The sequence below is a fragment of the Pseudonocardia parietis genome (genome assembly GCF_017876315.1).
Lineage (GTDB): Bacteria > Actinomycetota > Actinomycetes > Mycobacteriales > Pseudonocardiaceae > Pseudonocardia > Pseudonocardia parietis.
In genome coordinates, this window is record NZ_JAGINU010000004.1 from 183978 (window position 1) to 201346 (window position 17369).

Sequence of the window (17369 nt, forward strand, 5' to 3'; positions counted from 1 at the left end):
GTGCGACCCGTACTCGAGATCCGCGACCTGACCAAGACGTTCACCCTGCACGCCGTCGGCCGGACGGTCACCTCCCTGCGGGGCGTCGACCTCGACGTGGCCGCGGGCGAACACGTCGCGCTGGCCGGGTCCAGCGGCGCGGGCAAATCCAGCCTGCTGCGCTGCGTGCACCGCAGCTACCTGCCCGACTCGGGCACCGTGGTCCTGCACACCGGTGACGGTCCGGTCGAGCTGACCACCCTTGATGACCGCGGCCTGGTCCGGCTGCGGGCGCGTGAGCTCGGCTATGTCTCCCAGTTCCTCGCCGCGCCACCGCGCACGGGGCCCTGGGCGCTCGTCGCGGCCGCGGCCCGGCGCCGCGGCCTGGACGCGGCCGATGCGGCCGACGCCGCGGCGTCGGCGTTGCGCCGCCTGGCCCTCGACGAGGCGTTGTGGGACGTCGACTGTGGTGTGTTGTCCGGTGGTGAGCGCCAGCGGGTGAACCTCGCCGCGGCCACGGTCGCACCCCCGAGGCTGCTGCTGCTCGACGAACCGGTGTCGGCGCTGGATCCGGTCAACCGGGAGCTCGCGCTGGACCTGGTCGCGTCGCTGTCCGGGCGCGGCGTCGCGGTCCTCGCGGTGTTCCACGACGCCGACGCGATGCGCCGGCTCGCCACCCGGGTGGTCGAGTTCGGTGGCGGCCGCGTGGTGCGCCAGGGTGCACCCGCCGAGGTCCTGGCGGGGGCGGCGTGAGTGCCGCGGCACCGGCCCGGACGGCCTGGCCCCTCGACCGGCCGCGCACCGATTACGTGCTGGGCCACGTGCGGGCGGTACTGCCCGACCGCGTCATCGACGATGCGTGGGTCGCCGTGCGCGACGGACGCATCGCCGAGGTCGGGTCGCAGCCGGGCGGGTGCGTGGCCGACGTCGACGGCGGTGGGCTCTATTGCCTGCCCGGCCTGGTGGATGTGCATTCCGACGGTCTGGAGCGCGAGCGGCTGCCCCGGCCCGGCGCCGAGCTGCCCTGGCCGTTCGCGATGCGGTCGTTCGAGGGCAAGCTGTGGGCTGCCGGGGTCACCACCGTCTTCCACGGGGCGTCGTTCGAGCAGGGCGCCTCGCCGGTCTCACCGCGCGCGATCGCGAGCACCCGGGAGCTGTGCCGGCAGGTGGAGGGCCGGGGGAGCGCTCCGGTCGACCACCGGATCCTGCACCGGCTCGATGTGCGGTGTCGCGACGGTCTGGCGGCGCTGCGGGAACGGCTCGCCGGGTTCACCGGCCCGGCACTGGTGTCGCACGAGGACCACACCCCGGGCCAGGGGCAGTACGCCGACCGGACCTACTACGAGCGCTACGTGTCCGGCACCCGCGGCCTGACCGACGCCGAGGCCCGGCTGCACGTCGACGACATGATCGCCCGGCGGGACACGATGCTGGACGTGCGTGCCGAAGCGTTCGACTTCCTCTCCGGTCGTGCCCGGACCGGGGCGGTGCGGCTGTTCGGTCATGATCCGGCCTCACCCGCCGAGATCGCGGCCCTGGCCGAGCGCGGCGGGGTGGTGGCGGAGTTCCCGACGACCGTGGCGGCGGCGCGCGCGGCCCGCGCATCCGCGATGCCGGTCGTGATGGGTGCGCCCAACGCGCTGCGCGGGACATCGCACGCCGGTAACGCCTCCGCCCGGGAGCTTGTCGGTCGCGGGCTGGTGACTGCCCTCGCCTCGGACTACCTGCCCTCCGGACTGCTCGCGGCCGCGTTCCTGCTCGCTTCCGAGGCATTGGTGGACCTGCCGGCCGCGGTACGGCTGGTGACCGCGGGTGGCGCGCAGGCCGCGGGTCTGGACGACCGCGGCATGCTCGCGCCGGGGCTGCGCGCCGACCTCGTGCTCGCCGAGGCGGGGCGGCCGTGGCCGACGGTGTGCGCGGTCATGCGGGCCGAGTCCCCACCGGCGCGGCGCGGCGCATCACCACTCGAGCCGACGCCGGGGCCGCGTTCGTGATCACGTGCTTGGCCTGGTCGTCGGCGCGACATCGTTGCGGAGTTAGCGGGCGGCAGCCAAGGCGGCGCTCAACAGCTCGGGCACCTCGTGCAGAGGGAGATGAGCTGTGCGGGACGGCGAGTGTGTGGCCGTCCCGCACAGCCGGCCCTCAGTCGGCGAGCTTGGTGATGGCCTGGGCCCACAGGAAGTACTTGTTGGTGCCCAGGTCGCGGACGGTCTTGATGTTGAAGGCGTCCTTGAGGTGCTGGGCGTCGCCCTCGGAGACGCTGTGGAGGGCGTCGACGGGGGCGTCGGCCAGCTCAGCGATGCTCTTGTCCCCGTAGGCCTTGTCGACCTTGCTCGCGATGTCGCCCACGTTGTCTCCTTCGAGTCGGTGCGGCCGATCCGGCCGCGTCGGTTGCGTGACGACCAACCCTGGCAGTGACGGGGCCTGGTGGCTGGCGGGACGCGCGGGGTGTCGGGTAAACGCAGTTGATCGTTTCGGCGAAGGGCTGGCCACGCACGACAGCCGTGGCCCCTCCAGGCTGTGGGCACCCCTACGGTTGCGGCCATGAACGCTCCCGAACCGGCTGGCTACAACGCGGACTTCCTCGGGGTGCCTGCGCCGATGCCCACCGCGCCCGGTGTGACGACTGTGGCGCTGGCCTACACCCACTTCTCCACGCTGCACCGCCCGGACCGTCGCCTCGCCGCGGCCACCGCGGTCGCGATCGACGGTGCGAGCCTGCGTGAGGTGGAGCGTTCTGATGACTGGCGGCTCGACGACCGGCTCCCGGCCGAGCAGCAGGCCGGCGAGGACATCTACGCCGACAACGACCTGGACCGCGGCCATTTGGTTCGGCGCCGGGATCCGGTGTGGGGCGAGCAGGCCGAAGCCGAGCGGGCGAATAGCGACACGTTCTTCTACACCAACGCCGCACCGCAGGCGTCGTCGTTCAACCAGGACCGCGAGCTCTGGCTCGGGCTCGAGGACTACCTGCTCGACAACGCCGGGGACCACGACCGCAAGCTCGTCGTGTTCACGGGCCCGGTCCTCGCCGACGATGACCCGCCCTACCGCGGCTTGGCGGTTCCCCGGCAGTTCTGGAAGATCGGCGGCTTCACCGTCGGTGGCGCATTGGGCACCACTGGCTATCTGCTCGATCAGACCCCGCAGCTCGGTGCCCTGCAACAGGAGGGCGAGCCGCCGCCGCTGGGGGAGTTTCGGACGTTCCAGGTCCCGGTCGCCCGGATCGGCGAGCTGACTGCCCTCGACCTCGGCCCGCTGGTTGCGGCCGACCGCATGCCCGTCCCCGCACCCGCGCCGGCTGCGCTCGTCGACCGCGCCGTGCGCCTGACGGCCTACGCCGACATCCGAGGTCTGTAGCGGCCCCCGGCGGCGCACCACGCGAAGTGAGAGTGGCGGCTCGGCGCCTCGGCCAGGGGTCGGAGCTCACCGTGGTCCGGGCGCGTCCGTGCGGGCAGGGGCACGGCGAGGACACGGCGCCGCTGCAGCTCCTCACGAGCAGGGGGCCGCCGGCGACCCTCGCACGCCGCGCGCCACACTTGTTCGGTGCTCTATGTGGGAGCCCGGGAAATCGCGGGTTCGGACGATCATGAAGGTTACGTTGCGGGCCGCTACCGCAACGGCACCTACAGCGACATCTGGACCGATGTCCGCCACGGCGTTGAAGGAACCTTCACCGCCTACGTACCGGCGTGCGAATGCGGATGGCTCGGAGCTGCCCATCAACCCGACGGCCGCGGGCTGGTAGCTGCACGCACGGAGTGGTTCCACCTCCACTTCCTGCCGTTCGCCACGACCGTCGGTGTCACGCACGTGCGCTTCGAGGACGTCCTCCAGCCGTAGGCGCAGGGATCGCGCGTCGACCGTCGCTTGCTGAACGCGCCACCGGTAATGGACACGCCGCACGGCCCGACGATCAACCAGCGCACGAACGGTGGCCATTCTCGAGGGGGGTACTCCACGCCGACGAGAGTGACCTGTACCGCTGCTCCGACATCCGCTGGGTCAGCCAGCAGCTGAGGGCGAGCGGGGCGACATGGTCCGGGTAGGCGACGGCCTCGAGGGCATACCGACGGCCTACCTGCTACCGGGCGAGTTGACCGGGCCGGCCCCGCTGCTCTCCGGTGGTCACTGGCCAGCACCGGGTGGCCCCTCCCGGCTATGCGGTGCGACGGCGAAACCGCTGCTGAACGCCCTGCTTGCTGGTCCCGTACAGCTGCCCGATATCGACCCACCGAACACCTTCCGCCCGGGCCTGTGCCACGAGTTCGGCTTCCAGCTGCTCGGCCACCTGCCGCAGCCGGCGACCTGCCGACACCCGAGCGGTCACCGTGTCCGCGGACTCAACCGCCTCCAGAGCAGCTCTGATCTGCGCACAGCTCGTCGCCCCACCCATGTTGTCAACGCCTCCTTGACCGCGATCCTGGTCAAGGTTACGTTGACCAAGGTGTAGCTCAGATTACGACCAGCCGAACCGGGGGTGATCATCCATGGCGAAGAAGAAGGACAAGAAGAAGGACAAGAAGGGCAAGAAGAAGAAGTGACCTAGCGGCTCGACACCCGAGCCCTGACGGCGCCGCGCCACCTGTGATCACAGCAGTGGGCGCGGCGCCGTCGCACCAAGCCCTGGTGTCGCAACCGGGCGCTCTGTCGCAACCTCAGGCGCTCGACGGTGAGCTCGATCCCGCCCTCCGCGCCGGAGCTTGTACCCGGTCGCCGGATCGAACTCGACCGAGAGCGAGGACGGTCGGTCAGAACGATCGCGGCGACCATGACGATCGGCCGAGCTCACGTGACTCACCGTGACAACGGGGGAGGGTTCGACCCTCGTTCTCCCCGTCGACACGCGCTGCTCGTCGATGCCGCGACCGATCGCACGTACGCTCGGGCGCGCCTCGCCCCGGAGGGCAGGTATGCGTCGCGTCCCTCCGGGGAGAGGTCCACTGCGGCTTTCAGCGAGTGCCGGGCCCGATGGCCGCTCATCGGTGGGCGCGCACCACATCCACCTCGTCGCCGAGCCAGCCGCTGGCGTCATCGGCGTGTTCGCCGCCGGCACTGCTGGGGGCACACCCCGAGGTTCGGTTCCCTGCGCTCGTGGCCGCCGCTGACGGTGCCGCAGCCGCAGGCCAACACGATCACGCAGAGCGGTACCGCGCACGATTGACGATCACTGAGATTCCGCATCTGATGATCACCCCGACAATTCGGTGCGCCGGCCCGGGGTAGTGGGTCTGGTTCGGCGACGGTCCGTCCGGGACGCTCCACCTGTCTTCCGGGCCGGCCGCAGCGCTGCGTGGTGCAACGGGGCTCCGCCTTCAGGCGGTTGTCGCCACGGCTGCCGAGGGACATGCTGGCCGGGTCCGGATGAACGCCGCAGTAGCAATGAGCACTGCGGGAGCACTGGATGAACGCTGAACAAGCTTCGGGTCGACACGCAGAGTGGGGTGTACGTCGTGGCGGGCAAGCAGCGGGCGGCAGAGGTTCACGCCGATGACCGGGAGACGCGTGCTGAACCCGCCGGCGCCACCGGTGGTGCGGACGAGGCTGCGGCACCGACCGAGGCCTGGGACGTTTCGGAGACCGGCACCGCCACGTCGACCGGAGAGGGACAGGCGGGCCCGTCCGCGGCGAGGCGGCTTGAGGGTCACCGCTGGGCGACCGTGGACCTGCCGTTCGTGACCGCGGAGTTCCGGGCACCGCAGATGCCGAGCCGGGGGGATCTCGACGCGGCTGCGCATGGGGCCTGGTCGATGCTGCCGTCGGGCAAGTCGATGTTGTTCCTCGGTGGGTTGGCCGCGACCGCCGTGGCCGGGGTGATCGAGTGGCCGGTGGCGGTGGCGATCGGTGTCGGGTCGGCCCTGGCCGGCCGGTCCACCGGAAGCTCGGGCTCATCCCAGGAGGCCACCACAGCGGCAGGGACTTCCGACACCGGCACCGGCACTGCCGCCTCCGGTCCCGCCTGACCCGGCCGACGCCTTGCGCGTATCTGTAGGCGTCGGTCTGGCGACGACGAGGCTCACGTGTGGCAACGTCTGATCGGGCTGGCCGGTGACACGGTCGGCACCGCGGTCGGTGCCGTGGCCGGAGTCGTCGAGTTCGTCTCCAGTGCGACCGCGGGTTCGGTGACGACGGCGCCGGGTCGGGTTCACGTCCCGATCGACGGCGTGCACCACGACGCGGACGCGGCGTCGCGGGCCGAAGAGCTGCTCGTCGCCCACGAGGCGGTGGTGCGGGCCGAGGTCAACGCCGCCCTGGGCGATGTCCTGATCGAGTTCGTTCCCGAGCTGATCACGATGGGCGAGGTGACCGAGCTCGTCCGGGCGGCCGAGCAGGCATGCGGGCTCGCGGCGGCCGCACCGCTGGCACGCCCGGAGCATCCCGGCGCGCCGGGTGGGGTGATGCAGGAGGCGGTCCTGCTCGGGCTTAACGTGGTGGGCCTGGCCTACACCGCGGTGGGGCGGGCGCTGCCGTTGGGACCGGCCGCGTTGGGGCTGTCGGTGCTCGCTCACGTCGATGCGGCCCCGGCGTTGCGCTCGCTGTTCACCCAGGTCGTGGGCGAGCCTGTGGCGGCCCCGCTGCTGGCTGGTGCGGCGGTGGTCGCCAACACCACGGGGCGCCGGCCGGTCGGGCTGCTCGTCGACGCCTGCCACCGGTATGCGCTGTACCAGGAAGCCCGGGCTCACCGCGTCACGTGGACGGCGTGGGAGGGCGAGCTCGCCCACCGGCCCGGGGCGTACCGCGCCGCGCCCGCGCCGGCATGTCCGCGGCCGGTTCCGCTCCCACCCGGGCCGGTGCAGAAGGTCGCGCACACGGCCACGGGGACCGCCCTCGCCGGCGCCGCACTCCTCACCGCGCTCGGGGTGCATCCGCTGGCCAACGCGGTGCTGGCCGCTGGCTTACCGAAGGCGGCACGGACCGGACAGGACGCCTACGCCGCCGGGCTCGGCCGCGGCGTCGCCGCGCGAGGAAGTCTGGTGCTCGATCGGTCGGCGCTGCGCCGCCTCGACCGGCTGGACACGGTGGTGCTCGATGCCGATGTGCTCCGTACCGGGCGACACGGGGTGGAGGAGGTCGTGCCGTTGGAGGGCGACTCCGGCCCGGCTGCGTCCGCGCTGGTCGAACGGGCACATGATCTGGTCGACAGGCGCCGGCCCGACCGGGCGCGGCGGCGGCAGGGATGGTCGGTCGAGCCGGTGGGCCGTGCGGCAACCGGGTGGATCGCCGAGTTGGCCGCGGAACTGGCGCATCGGGCGTCCACCGTGCTGTTGCTGCGGCGTGGGGACGACCCGGTCGCGCTCGTCGGTGTGTCCGAGATCCTCGATCCGTTCACCGAAGCCGTTGTGGCCGCAGCCGGACAGGTCGGGGTGGTGCTGGTGGGCGGGTCCGAGGACCTGGTGCCGCGCACCGACGCCGACGGCGCGGTCCCCGGCGGGGACGACCTCGCCGAGTCGGTGCGCGAGCTCCAGGCGACCGGCCACGTGGTCGCGGTGCTGAGCGAGCACCACGACGTCGCGCTCGCCGCCGCCGACCTCGGCATCGGCCTCGTCCCGCCCGGGGGCACCCCGGCCTGGACGGCGGACACGTTGATCCGCACCCTGAGCGAGGCCTGTCTGCTGCTGGAGGCGATCGAGCCAGCGCGCCGGGTCGGTCGCCGTGCCGCACAGCTCGCTGCCGCTGGGTCGGGGCTCGGTGTGCTGCTCGCCCTGCTCGGGCCTGCGGTCGGCGCCCCTGCGCGCGCCTCGGTCGCGGTGCACACCGCCGCGCTGTGCGCCTACGGCATCGGCACCTGGTCGGCGATCACGGTCGCCCGCCGGCCCGCACCGGTCGCGACCGACCGGATGCCCTGGCACGCCATGTCGTCGCGGGCGGTGCTCACCCAGCTCGACAGCGCCCGCAGCGGTCTGGCCGAACCGGAGGCCCGGCGCCGGCGAACGCCACCCCGGCACGACGACCACGACGAGATCGGACTTGTCCGGGCCTCGGCCGAGGAACTCGCCAACCCGATCACCACCGCGCTCACCGCCGGCGCCGGGGTGTCGGCGGCGACCGGCTCGGTACTTGATCCCTTGTCGATCGTGTTCGTGCTCGCGGTGAACGCCCTGATCGGCGGCGTGCAGCGGGTCAGCGCCCAGTCCGCGTTGCGCACTCTGCATCGGAGCAGCGCCACCCGGGTGCGTGTGCGGCGCGGCGAGCACGAGGTGGAACACACCGCCGACGAGCTCGTCGGCGGCGATGTGATCCGGCTGCAGGCCGGCGACGCCGTACCGGCGGACAGCCGGGTGCTGGCCGGTCACGGCCTGGAGATCGACGAGTCGTCGCTGACCGGCGAGTCGGTGCCGGCCTCGAAGTCGGCGCACGCCACGAGCGCACGCACCCTCGGCGACCGCCGCTCGATGCTCTACGAGGGCACCACCGTGGCCACCGGGCGCGCCGAGGCGGTGGTTGTCGCGACCGGGGAGCACACCGAAGCGGGCCGGACCCTGCGCGAGAGCGCCGGTCAGGCCCCGCCGACCGGTGTCGAGAGCAGGCTGCGCGAGCTGACCGCCCGGATCCTGCCCGTCTCGGTCGGGGCCGGCGTCGCCCTCGTCGCGATCGACCTGCTGCGAGGGCGCCCGGCCGGGGTCGCGCTGACGCGGGCGGTGAGCCTGGCCGTGGCCGCTGTCCCGGAAGGTCTGCCGTTCGTTGCGACGGTGGCTGAGCTCGCGGCCGCCCGCCGGCTCTCGGCCCGCGGAGCACTGGTCCGTAACCCGTCGACGATCGAAGCCCTCGGCCGGGTGAGCGTGCTGTGTTTCGACAAGACCGGCACCCTCACCGAGGGCCGGATCAGCCTGCGCCAGGTATCCGACGGGACCCGCAGCGCCACGGTCGACGAGCCACTCACCACCGATCTGCAGGGCATCGTCTCCACCGCGGTGCGGGCCAGCCCGTTCCGCGCGGACCGGCGGCACATCACTCATCAGACCGACCGTGCCGTCCTGCGGGGCGCCCGCGAGCTCGACATCAGCGCGGAGAACGGCCACGCGTTCGTCGAGGCGCTCGACGAGCTGCCGTTCGAATCTCACCGCGGCTACCACGCCACCTTGTGGCGGGGCCGCAGCGGCAACCGGATCAGCGTCAAGGGCGCCCCTGAAGTCATCCTGCCGCTGTGCACGACCCGCCGCACCGCGGATACGAGTTCACCCCTCGACGGTGACCGGGCCGCGATCGACGCCGAGGTCCACCGACTGGCCCGCCACGGCCACCGCGTGCTCGCCGTCGCGCAACGGCCCACGACCGGCAGCAGGCTCGGCGAGGCCGACGTCGCCGAGCTGGAGTTCCGTGGGCTGGTCGGGCTGGTCGACCCGGTCCGCCCGACCGCCGCGCAGGCGGTCGCCACCCTGCGCGCCGCCGGGGTCGCCATCGTGATGATCACCGGCGACCACCCCAGCACCGCCGAGTCGATCGCCGCCGAGCTCGACGTCCTCGACGGACGCACCGTCATGACCGGCGCCGAGATGGACGAGCTGACCGACGCCCAGCTCACCGACGCGCTCCCCCGTACCGCGGTCTTCGCCCGCGTCACCCCCGCGCAGAAGGCCCGCATCGTCGGCTTGCACCAGCAGAGCGGCCATCCCGTGGCCGTTACCGGTGACGGCACCAACGACGCCCCGGCGATTCGGCTGGCCGACGTGGGCATCGCGCTGGGAGCCCGTGCCACCCCGGCCGCTCGCGAGGCGGCGGATCTCGTGGTCACCGACGACCGCATCGAGACCATCACCGATGCCATCGTGGAGGGGCGCGGGATGTGGGCGTCGGTCCGCGATGCCCTGTCCATCCTGCTCGGCGGTAACCTCGGCGAGATCGCCTACACCCTGGGCACCGGGCTGTTCGGCCGCGACGCGACCCTCAACGCGCGGCAACTGCTCTTGATCAATCTGCTCACCGATGTGCTACCGGCGATGGCCGTCGCCGTCCGCCCGCCACCGGACTCCACCCCGGCCGAGCTGCTCGCCCACGGCCCGGAGGCTTCGCTGGGCGCCTCCCTGGACCGCGACATCCAGGTCCGCGCCGCCATCACCGCCACCGCCGCGGCAGCGGCCTGGATGGCGTCGCGCCCGCTGAGCACCTCCGCCCAGGCCAACACCAGCGGCCTGGTCGCGCTCGTCGGCAGCCAGCTCGCCCAGACCCTCGTCGTGCGGGGGCGCACCCCGCTGGTCGCCGCCGCCGTCGGCGGTTCGATCGTCCTGCTCGTCGTCGCCGTCCAGGTCCCCGGAGTCAGCGGGATCGTCGGTTCCACGCCGCTGCTTCCGCATCAGTGGGGCATCGCGCTCACCGCGGCAGCCGCCGCCGGAGGTGCCCAGCTCGTCGCCCAGCGCCGGCTCGGCGCCACCGGATGACCACTGACCAACGCTCGTCACTTTCTGGCAACCGGATGTGCAGCCGCCCGGCCCGTATCGCTCACCGGCGTCGGTGACGCTGTGTGTCGTCGATCGGAAGGTGGGCATGATGAACGAGTTCTTCGGTGCGGTACTGGTCGCGGTGGCGGCGGCCCTGCTGGAACGCCTGGCCGTCCACCTCATGCACTCCCTGCGGGGTGCGATGCGTCCCGCCATCGCCTGACCCGGGGCGAAGGCCACCGGCGCGCCCTGGCCTCCGACGCGGGCACAGCAAGGGGTGTGTCCGCGTTGTCGGGGACCCGCTCCTCGTCGGACGGTGGTTCCTGGCAGTGGTCGCCGCACCCTGAGCTTCGACGCGTCGAGAACGAGCTCACGCCACCGTGCGTGCTGCCGCCACGAAGGCCATCAGCTCGTCGAGCTTGTCGGTTCGCGCTGCCGTCGCCCGGTCGAGGACGTGGATCAGGCTGTCGTAGGCGTCGGTGTGGTCGTAGCGGGCGGTGTCGGCGATCTTCAGTGCCCACCGCCAGTAGCCGCGCATCGTGTCCGCGAGTGGCATCCGGAAGGTCGCGATCACGTCCCGGATCGGTTCGACGACGGCGTCCCCGTGGTGGCGCAGGTACCGGCTGACGACGTCGGCCATGAATGTGAAGTGGCGTGCCTCGTCCCGCGAGAGCCGGGTCAGGACATCGGTGAGCACCGGCTCGTCGATGGCAGCCCGGAGCTGCTGGTAGTAGATCTGGGTGGCCTTCTCCTGCACCAGTGCATAGGCGAAGAACTGCACCGGGTGCTCGTAGGGCAGCTCGAACCGTTGCGCCCCGACCTCGGCGAGGGATCCCCGTAGCGTGTCGCGGTCGGTAATGCCGGATGCCGCCTGGTAGCGGGCCAGTGCGCGGGCGTGGGTGTCCTCCTCCGAGGCCCAGCGCACGGTGAAGTGGTACAGCTCGCGGTTGTGGGCGAACACCTCCGGTTCCACGGTGTCATCGACTGGGAAATGCCGGTGATAGATGTCGAAGTAGCCGGGTAGGTGGTCCTCGATGACGGTCACGAACTCGACGGCCGAGCGCTGTCCTTCGGTGAGCCGGTCGGCGTCGGCGGCGTCCCAGGCGAAGGTGGTCTCCGCGTCCCAACGTCGCCCCGGGGTCGTCGCTGCGAGGTAGGTGTCCACGGCGGGTGCGAGCTGGGCGGCGGTCAGGAGTCGGTTCACCGCGCGTTCCGCAGCACGAGTGCGTAGTGCTTGGTGGTGTAGCCCCACCCGGCGTTGGACACGTCCAGGTAGTGCGTCAGCCGGGACGTGATCCCCGGTTCGATCGCGTCGAGCCGTGCAGCTGCGGCGCCTACGTTCTGCGCCCACTGTTCGATGGTGCGGTGGTAGTGCCTGGTCAGATCGAGGCTGGTCTCCACGGAGAAGCCGGCGTCTTCGGCGGCGGCGACCAGCTCGGAGAGGGGGCGCAGCTCGCCGTTGCCGAAGATGGTCTCCCGCACGAAGTCGGTTCCGTCTACCTGGTTGAACCGGGCGCGGATCGCCGCGTTACGAAAACAGGATTCCGAGACGTACATCCGGCCGCCGCGGCGCAGCAGGCTTCGGGCTTTGGCGAGCGCCGCGGGCAGGTCGGGCATGTGTATCACCGAGCCCAGCGCGGTGACGGCGTCGAGGTCGTGTGGCAGGTCCTGCGCGGTCTCGAAGGGGCTGGTGATCATCCGGACGCGGTTGGCCAGGCCGCGTCGGCGCGCCCGCTGCTCGACGAACTCCTGCTGGCGTGGGGCCGGGCTGATCCCGGTGACGGTGCAGCCTCGAACGTCGGCGAGGTGTAGGACCAGCGCACCCCATCCCGATCCGATGTCCAGCACCCGTGAGCGGTCGTCGGCGTGGATCATGTCGGCGACGAGGTTCATCTTCTGACGCTGGGCGAGGTCGAGGGTCTCCTCGCCGGTGGCGTACCAGCCGGAGCTGTACTTGCGGGTCTCGCCCAAGAACAGCCCGAACACCCGCGGGTCGAGGTCGTAGTGCTGGTTGGTCGGATGCTCGAGGACGGTCACAGCTTCAGCGCCTTCTGCAGCACACCGGCGATCTCGGCGATCGTGCTGACGCCGAAGACGTCCTCGTCTTCGAGCTGCACGTCGTACTCGCGCTCGATGCGCGCAATCAGCCGCAGCACTTTGATGGAGTCCGCACCCTCGACCTCACGAAGGTCGGTGTCGGTGCCCAGCTGCGGCGCCGGGACGGCGAGGACCTCGGCGACGATCCGGCGAACGGCCTGGGTGATCTGGTCGATGGTCGGCAGGGAGGTGGTCATGACGCGCTCCTGGGCAGAGGGTGGTAGGTGGCGGTGGCGCTCGCGACGAGGTCGTCGTGGGCGTCGGTCACGTCGGCCACGGCGCCGATCAGGTCAGGGGTGCGGGAGATCAGGGCGGCGGTGACCCGGTAGGGGAGTCCGGTATGGACGGTGTCGACGTAGCGCATGCGCAGGCTCGTGGTGACCGCCGGGCGGTCGGCGCGCAGCACGATCAGGTTGCCCATGGTCTCGTCGCAGATCAGTGCGACGATGCCGCCGTGCACCACGTCGGGGTAGGACTCGTAGTGGTGGCCGAGGGCGAAGTCGGTCCGCAGGCCGGGGCCCTCGGCGGTGAAGGTCAACCCGAGTCCGTGCGGGTTACCCGGCGCGCACCCGAAGCAGTGGTGGTCTGCGCGCGTGCTCCAGGGCAGGGCGATCTGCGCGACGGTGGTCATGCCAACGCCTCGGCCAGTGCGCGGCGGACCTTCCCGTTGCTCGACAGGTCGCGGTCGGTGAGCGAGCCGATGGTCTTGCGGATCTTGTCCTGCAGTTCGTCGAGCTCGCCGGTGCCCGCCAGCTGGTCGAGGAACAGCTGGAAGCCCGTGTCGATGGTCTCGTGGCCCTCGAGGGCGTCGAGGCCGGACTTGAACACGCTGACGGGGTGGGTGATCGTGTCGTTGCAGGTGTAGAAGTACAGCGTCTCCAACACGCTCGCGAGCTCGTCGGGGTGCTGCTCGAGGCGCTGCGCGGCAAAATGCCGGAACTCGCGGGCGTGTGCGGCCTCGTCTCGGCTGGCGCGCAGCAGCAGGTCGGCGAGTACCGGCTCGGCCACCCAGTTCGCGACGGCGCGGTAGACGTGGTTGACCGTCAGTTCGGAGATGATGTTGGTAGCCAGGGTCGCCGACGGTGTGGAGCCAGGTTCGTAGGGCGCGCGCATCGCGGCGACGGCACGGGAGTCCACGTCCTGGCCCACGGCCTGTAGCCAGGAGGTGAAGGCGTAGTGGTGTTGGACTTCCTGGTAGCCCCAGATCACGGCGAAGGCGGAGAAGTCGTAGTCGTCGGCGAACTCGTTGAGAAAGCCGTGTACGGCGGCGATGACGTTGGATTCGCCCATGACCGCGCTCTTGACCAGCGTGACGTGCTCGGGCTTGACCAGGGATCGGTCGATGGCGGTCAGGTCGAGCTGGGCCAGCTTCCAGTGACCACGGTCGTAGTGGCGGAAGATGTCCAGGCTGTGCATGGCGTCCATGCCGGGGATCGTGTTGGTCATGTCGATCACCTCTCGAGGAGCGCGGCTGTGGCCAGTCGGCGCAGCTTGCCGCTGGTGGTGCGGGGCAGGGAGTCGGGTGCGGTGAGGTGGACCGTCAGCGCCGACAGGTCCAGCGCGCGGCGTATGCGCGCGGAGATTGCGTGGCGCAGGGCCTCGTGCTCCGCCTCGGGCGCGGCCGTTTCGACGACGATCGCGATGTGCTCGCAGGGTTCGAGGACGGCGAGGGCAACGCACCGCCCGCGGCGGACGCCGTCGATCGCGGCGGCCTCGGCCTCGACGTCTGCGGGGTAGATGTTGACCCCGCGGACTGTGATCATCTCCTTGGTGCGGCCGACGAAGAACAGCTCGCCGGCCCGCAGGTAGCCCAGGTCGCCGGTGCGTAGCCAGCCGTCCTCGGTGAATGGGCGGGAGCCGTCGAGGTAGCCGCTGGTCACGGCCGCGCCGCGGAGCTCGATCTCGCCGACGGTCCCCTCCGGCGCGCCACCGGCGATCCGAATCGCCATGCCGGGTACGGGCCGGCCCAATCCCACGATCTCCTTCGCTGTGCCGGAGGCTCGGGGCGCGACCACCGTCGCGCCGGCGAGGGCTTCTCGGTCGATGCAGTCGATGATGGGCGCGCGCCCGAGCGGCGGCAGGGTCGCGACGAGCGTGGCTTCGGCCATGCCGTAGCCGGGGGTCATGGCCTCGGCGCGGAAGCCCGCGTGTTCGAACCGCGTGGCGAACGCCGCGATCGACTCCGGGCGGATGATTTCCGCGCCGTTGAAGCAGACCCGCCAGGCGGCGAGGTCGAGGTCCTGTTGCGGGGTGTCGAGGAGCGCGTCGAACGCGAAGTTCGGCATGGTCGAGATGGTCGAGCGGGTGGCGGCGAACTCGGCCAGCCACCGGCCGGGGTCCTTCACGAACGCGGTGGGGTTCCACAGGTTGATCGGGATGCCGGTGAAGATCCCGGTCAGGGTGCCGAACAGGCCCATGTCGTGGAACAGCGGCAGCCAGGACGCGTGCGCGTCCCCCGGGCCGATGGCGATGGCCTCGGTGATCGACTCTGCGCAGGCCAGGATGTTGGTGTGGGTGAGCACCACGCCCTTTGGTGCTGCGGTGCTGCCGGAGGTGAACTGGAGCACGGCGGGGGTGGCCGGGTCGACGGTGCGTGGGGGCAGCTCGGGTCCGGGCGTGGTGAGCGTGGTGGAGTCGTGGAGCGTGCCCGCACCGAACTGCGCTGCGCGGGCGCCGAGCATCCGGGTGACGCTGTTCGACACGACGAGGTGCGACATGGCTGCCGCGGCGACGATCCGGGCGGTCCGGGCGCCGTACTCGGCGAGATCACGCAGGCCTGCGGGCAGGGGTAGCGGGCAGACGGCCGCGCCGAGGCGGGAGGCGGCGAAGACGGTCTGCAGGAACTCGGGGCCGTTGGGCGCGAGGATCCCGATCGCGTCCCCGGGGGCGGCGTGCAGGCGCGCGGCCATCCGTTTCGAGGAGGCGACGAGCTCGGCGTAGGTCAGCACTGATCTGTCGGAGTGGAAGCGGATGACCTGGTCCGGGCTGTCGGCGGCGACGGCGTCGAGCCGCTCGTGCAGGGTCGGTTCGCTGCGGGGTGCGACGCGACCGAGGGCGGGCTCTGCGCTCATGTCGCCATCCATGTTCGCTGCTCGTGGTGGATTGCCCGGTCGGCGCCGGGGCGCAGCACCCGAGCCAGCAGTGACGGGGCGAGCAACGCGGACGCGGGGTCGGCCAGGTTCGCGACGCGGATCAGGGCCCGCGCGACCACGGGATCGCAGTGCCCGACCCGCTGGACCCGGGTCACGTAGGAGTCGAGTATCCGGGCGGGCAGCGGGCGGGTACCCGGCACCTCGGGCAGGGCGAGGTCGGCGCGCGTCGCGATCTGCCAGGCCGCGCGGCACAGCCGGCCGATCGCGCGGTGCAGGTCGCGGGCCCGGTGCCCGTCCCAGCTGCGCAGGGCGGTGGCCTGCTGCGCGGCGAGCGTCATGCCCTGGGCGTAGAGCGGGTTGAGGCTGCACACGGCGTCCCCGATCACCGCGAGTCCTTCCGGCAGGCAGCGTTGCAGGTCGTAGCGGCGGTGCCGGGAGCCACGGAACCGGTAGGGGACCGGGTCGTCGAGGGGCTCGGCGTGCGCCACGAGGTCACCTATTGGCCCGGTGGGTAGGGAGGCGGCGAACGCTCGGAACCCGGCGTCGTCGACCGGCGGGTGATCACTAAGCAGCCCGGCCAGGGTGACCAGCCAGCGGTCGCCTTCGACGGCCATCGCCCCGCCACCGCGCGAGCGCGGCACGGTCGAGACCAGCGCGTTGCGGTCGCCGCCGAGATCGCCGGGGTGTCTGCGGTAGAGCCGGGTCGCGTAGCCGAGGTCGACATCGACTCGGTGCTCGCGCGGGCGGCCCAGTCCCACTTCGGTCAGCCAATCCGGCAGCCGGGAGGCCCGACCGGAGGCGTCCACGACGAGGTCGGCGGGCAGGACCGTGCCGTCGGCGAGCCCGACGGCCCGGACGTGGCCGGCGTCGAGTTCCAGGCTCACCGCCGTCGCGCACACAATCTCGGCGAGGGTCCGGTGGCGCAGCACGTCCTCGATCAGCGGCCGGGAGGCGAGCACCGATCGCAGACCGGTGTCGGTCGGATGCAGTCGCCTGCCGTGCATGTACCAGCGGGTGTCTACGAGGGGTTCGGCGGTGAGCGCGCCGGCGGCGACGAGGTCGTCGGTGAAGCCGGGATGCAACTCTTCCACGATCCGGCGGCCTCGGTCGAGCAGCCCGTGCAGGTGCCGGCCCTGCGGGACGCCGCGGCGGGCGCCGGAGCCGGTGTCGCGCTCGACGACGGTCACCGGCCCGCGCTCGGCGAGCACGCGCGCAGCCAGCAGCCCGGCTACACCGCCGCCGATCACGATCGAGCGCATCTAGAGCCCCAGGATCTCGGGGACGGTCGCCAGCGTTCGTAGCCGGTCGAGCGGGTCGGCGACCAGCTTGCGCGTGGCGAGGTTGAGCAGCCCGGAGACGCTGCGGACCTCGGCGGCCACCGTGCCGTCCTCGAGCCGGGTCAGCGGCTGGGTGATTCGTGCGGTCTTGCCGTGGCCCCACTCGAACTCGCAGCCGACGGTGACCTGGTCGTCATAGCGCAGCTCGCGGCGGTAGGAGATCGTCGTCTCCAGCATGATCGGCATGACTCCGTCGGTGAGCAGGGTCTGCGCGGACAGCCCAGCGGCTCGCAGGCTCTCCCACCGGGCGTGCTCGGCGTAGTCGAGGTAGACGGTGTGCCGGACGTGGCCGAGGGCGTCGATCTCGTAGCCGCGCACGGTCAGCTCAGTGAGGTGCGTGGTGGGGGCGCTCATGAGCCTCAGCGCACCAATTCCTCGAGGCGTGGTCAACGCGTCGACGGTGCCAGAATCGTGCCATCAGTAATGCTGATCGAGGTTGGATGAACGGCGGCATCTTGTCGTCTCCCGGCTACTTCGCCGACAGTTCC

The 17369-nt window shown here is 71.8% G+C and carries 15 protein-coding genes; 6 read left to right on the forward strand and 9 right to left on the reverse strand.

Going from position 1 to position 17369, the window contains the following annotated elements:
• The gene (locus JOF36_RS37035; RefSeq protein WP_210036895.1) at positions 1 to 732 is read left to right on the forward strand and encodes an ATP-binding cassette domain-containing protein; all 732 of its coding nucleotides are present in this window, start codon (positions 1 to 3) and stop codon (positions 730 to 732) included.
• Complete coding sequence (locus JOF36_RS37040) at positions 729 to 1973, forward strand: alpha-D-ribose 1-methylphosphonate 5-triphosphate diphosphatase (RefSeq protein WP_210036896.1); 1245 nt, start codon at positions 729 to 731, stop codon at positions 1971 to 1973. Before JOF36_RS37035 ends, JOF36_RS37040 begins: the two co-directional genes overlap by 4 nt.
• A gap of 148 nt (positions 1974 to 2121) precedes the next feature.
• Here JOF36_RS37040 and JOF36_RS37045 read toward each other — a convergent pair whose 3' ends face one another.
• A complete protein-coding gene (locus JOF36_RS37045; RefSeq protein WP_210036897.1) occupies positions 2122 to 2328 on the reverse strand; it encodes a hypothetical protein in 207 nt (68 codons plus the stop codon).
• Between the two features lie 195 nt (positions 2329 to 2523).
• Between JOF36_RS37045 and JOF36_RS37050 the strand changes: the two genes are divergently transcribed.
• The 4 genes from JOF36_RS37050 to JOF36_RS41265 all read left to right on the forward strand — a co-directional run bounded on the left by JOF36_RS37050 (position 2524) and on the right by JOF36_RS41265 (position 10355).
• The gene (locus JOF36_RS37050; protein WP_210036898.1) at positions 2524 to 3339 is read left to right on the forward strand and encodes a DNA/RNA non-specific endonuclease; all 816 of its coding nucleotides are present in this window, start codon (positions 2524 to 2526) and stop codon (positions 3337 to 3339) included.
• Between the two features lie 186 nt (positions 3340 to 3525).
• Positions 3526 to 3822: a hypothetical protein gene (locus JOF36_RS37055; protein WP_210036899.1), complete on the forward strand. Its 297-nt coding sequence runs from the start codon at positions 3526 to 3528 to the stop codon at positions 3820 to 3822.
• Positions 3823 to 5432: 1610 nt separating this feature from the next.
• Entirely contained in the window at positions 5433 to 5942 is a 510-nt protein-coding gene (locus JOF36_RS39825; protein ID WP_245353242.1) for a hypothetical protein, read from the forward strand.
• Positions 5943 to 5999: 57 nt separating this feature from the next.
• The gene (locus tag JOF36_RS41265) at positions 6000 to 10355 is read left to right on the forward strand and encodes a cation-translocating P-type ATPase (RefSeq protein WP_210036900.1); all 4356 of its coding nucleotides are present in this window, start codon (positions 6000 to 6002) and stop codon (positions 10353 to 10355) included.
• 370 nt (positions 10356 to 10725) lie between these two features.
• Here JOF36_RS41265 and JOF36_RS37070 read toward each other — a convergent pair whose 3' ends face one another.
• Genes JOF36_RS37070 through JOF36_RS37105 form a run of 8 tightly spaced genes read right to left on the reverse strand, consistent with a single transcriptional unit; the run spans position 10726 to position 17235 of the window.
• The gene (locus JOF36_RS37070; RefSeq protein WP_210036901.1) at positions 10726 to 11559 is read right to left on the reverse strand and encodes an acyl-ACP desaturase; all 834 of its coding nucleotides are present in this window, start codon (positions 11557 to 11559) and stop codon (positions 10726 to 10728) included.
• Complete coding sequence (locus JOF36_RS37075; RefSeq protein ID WP_210036902.1) at positions 11556 to 12392, reverse strand: SAM-dependent methyltransferase; 837 nt, start codon at positions 12390 to 12392, stop codon at positions 11556 to 11558. Before JOF36_RS37075 ends, JOF36_RS37070 begins: the two co-directional genes overlap by 4 nt.
• A complete protein-coding gene (locus JOF36_RS37080) occupies positions 12389 to 12649 on the reverse strand; it encodes an acyl carrier protein (RefSeq protein ID WP_210036903.1) in 261 nt (86 codons plus the stop codon). The genes JOF36_RS37075 and JOF36_RS37080 overlap by 4 nt, the downstream gene beginning before the upstream one ends.
• Positions 12646 to 13083 (reverse strand): PaaI family thioesterase, encoded by a 438-nt coding sequence (locus JOF36_RS37085; protein ID WP_210036904.1) that lies wholly within the window; start codon positions 13081 to 13083, stop codon positions 12646 to 12648. The genes JOF36_RS37080 and JOF36_RS37085 overlap by 4 nt, the downstream gene beginning before the upstream one ends.
• Positions 13080 to 13898, reverse strand: a complete 819-nt coding sequence (locus JOF36_RS37090) for a ferritin-like domain-containing protein (protein ID WP_245353244.1) — start codon at positions 13896 to 13898, stop codon at positions 13080 to 13082. The genes JOF36_RS37085 and JOF36_RS37090 overlap by 4 nt, the downstream gene beginning before the upstream one ends.
• A 5-nt stretch (positions 13899 to 13903) precedes the next feature.
• Positions 13904 to 15523, reverse strand: coding sequence for an AMP-binding protein (locus tag JOF36_RS37095; protein WP_210036905.1), 1620 nt, complete (start codon positions 15521 to 15523; stop codon positions 13904 to 13906).
• Positions 15520 to 16803 (reverse strand): FAD-dependent oxidoreductase, encoded by a 1284-nt coding sequence (locus JOF36_RS37100; RefSeq protein WP_210036906.1) that lies wholly within the window; start codon positions 16801 to 16803, stop codon positions 15520 to 15522. Before JOF36_RS37100 ends, JOF36_RS37095 begins: the two co-directional genes overlap by 4 nt.
• Complete coding sequence (locus JOF36_RS37105; protein ID WP_210036907.1) at positions 16804 to 17235, reverse strand: acyl-CoA thioesterase; 432 nt, start codon at positions 17233 to 17235, stop codon at positions 16804 to 16806.
• Between the last annotated feature and the right edge of the window lie 134 nt (positions 17236 to 17369).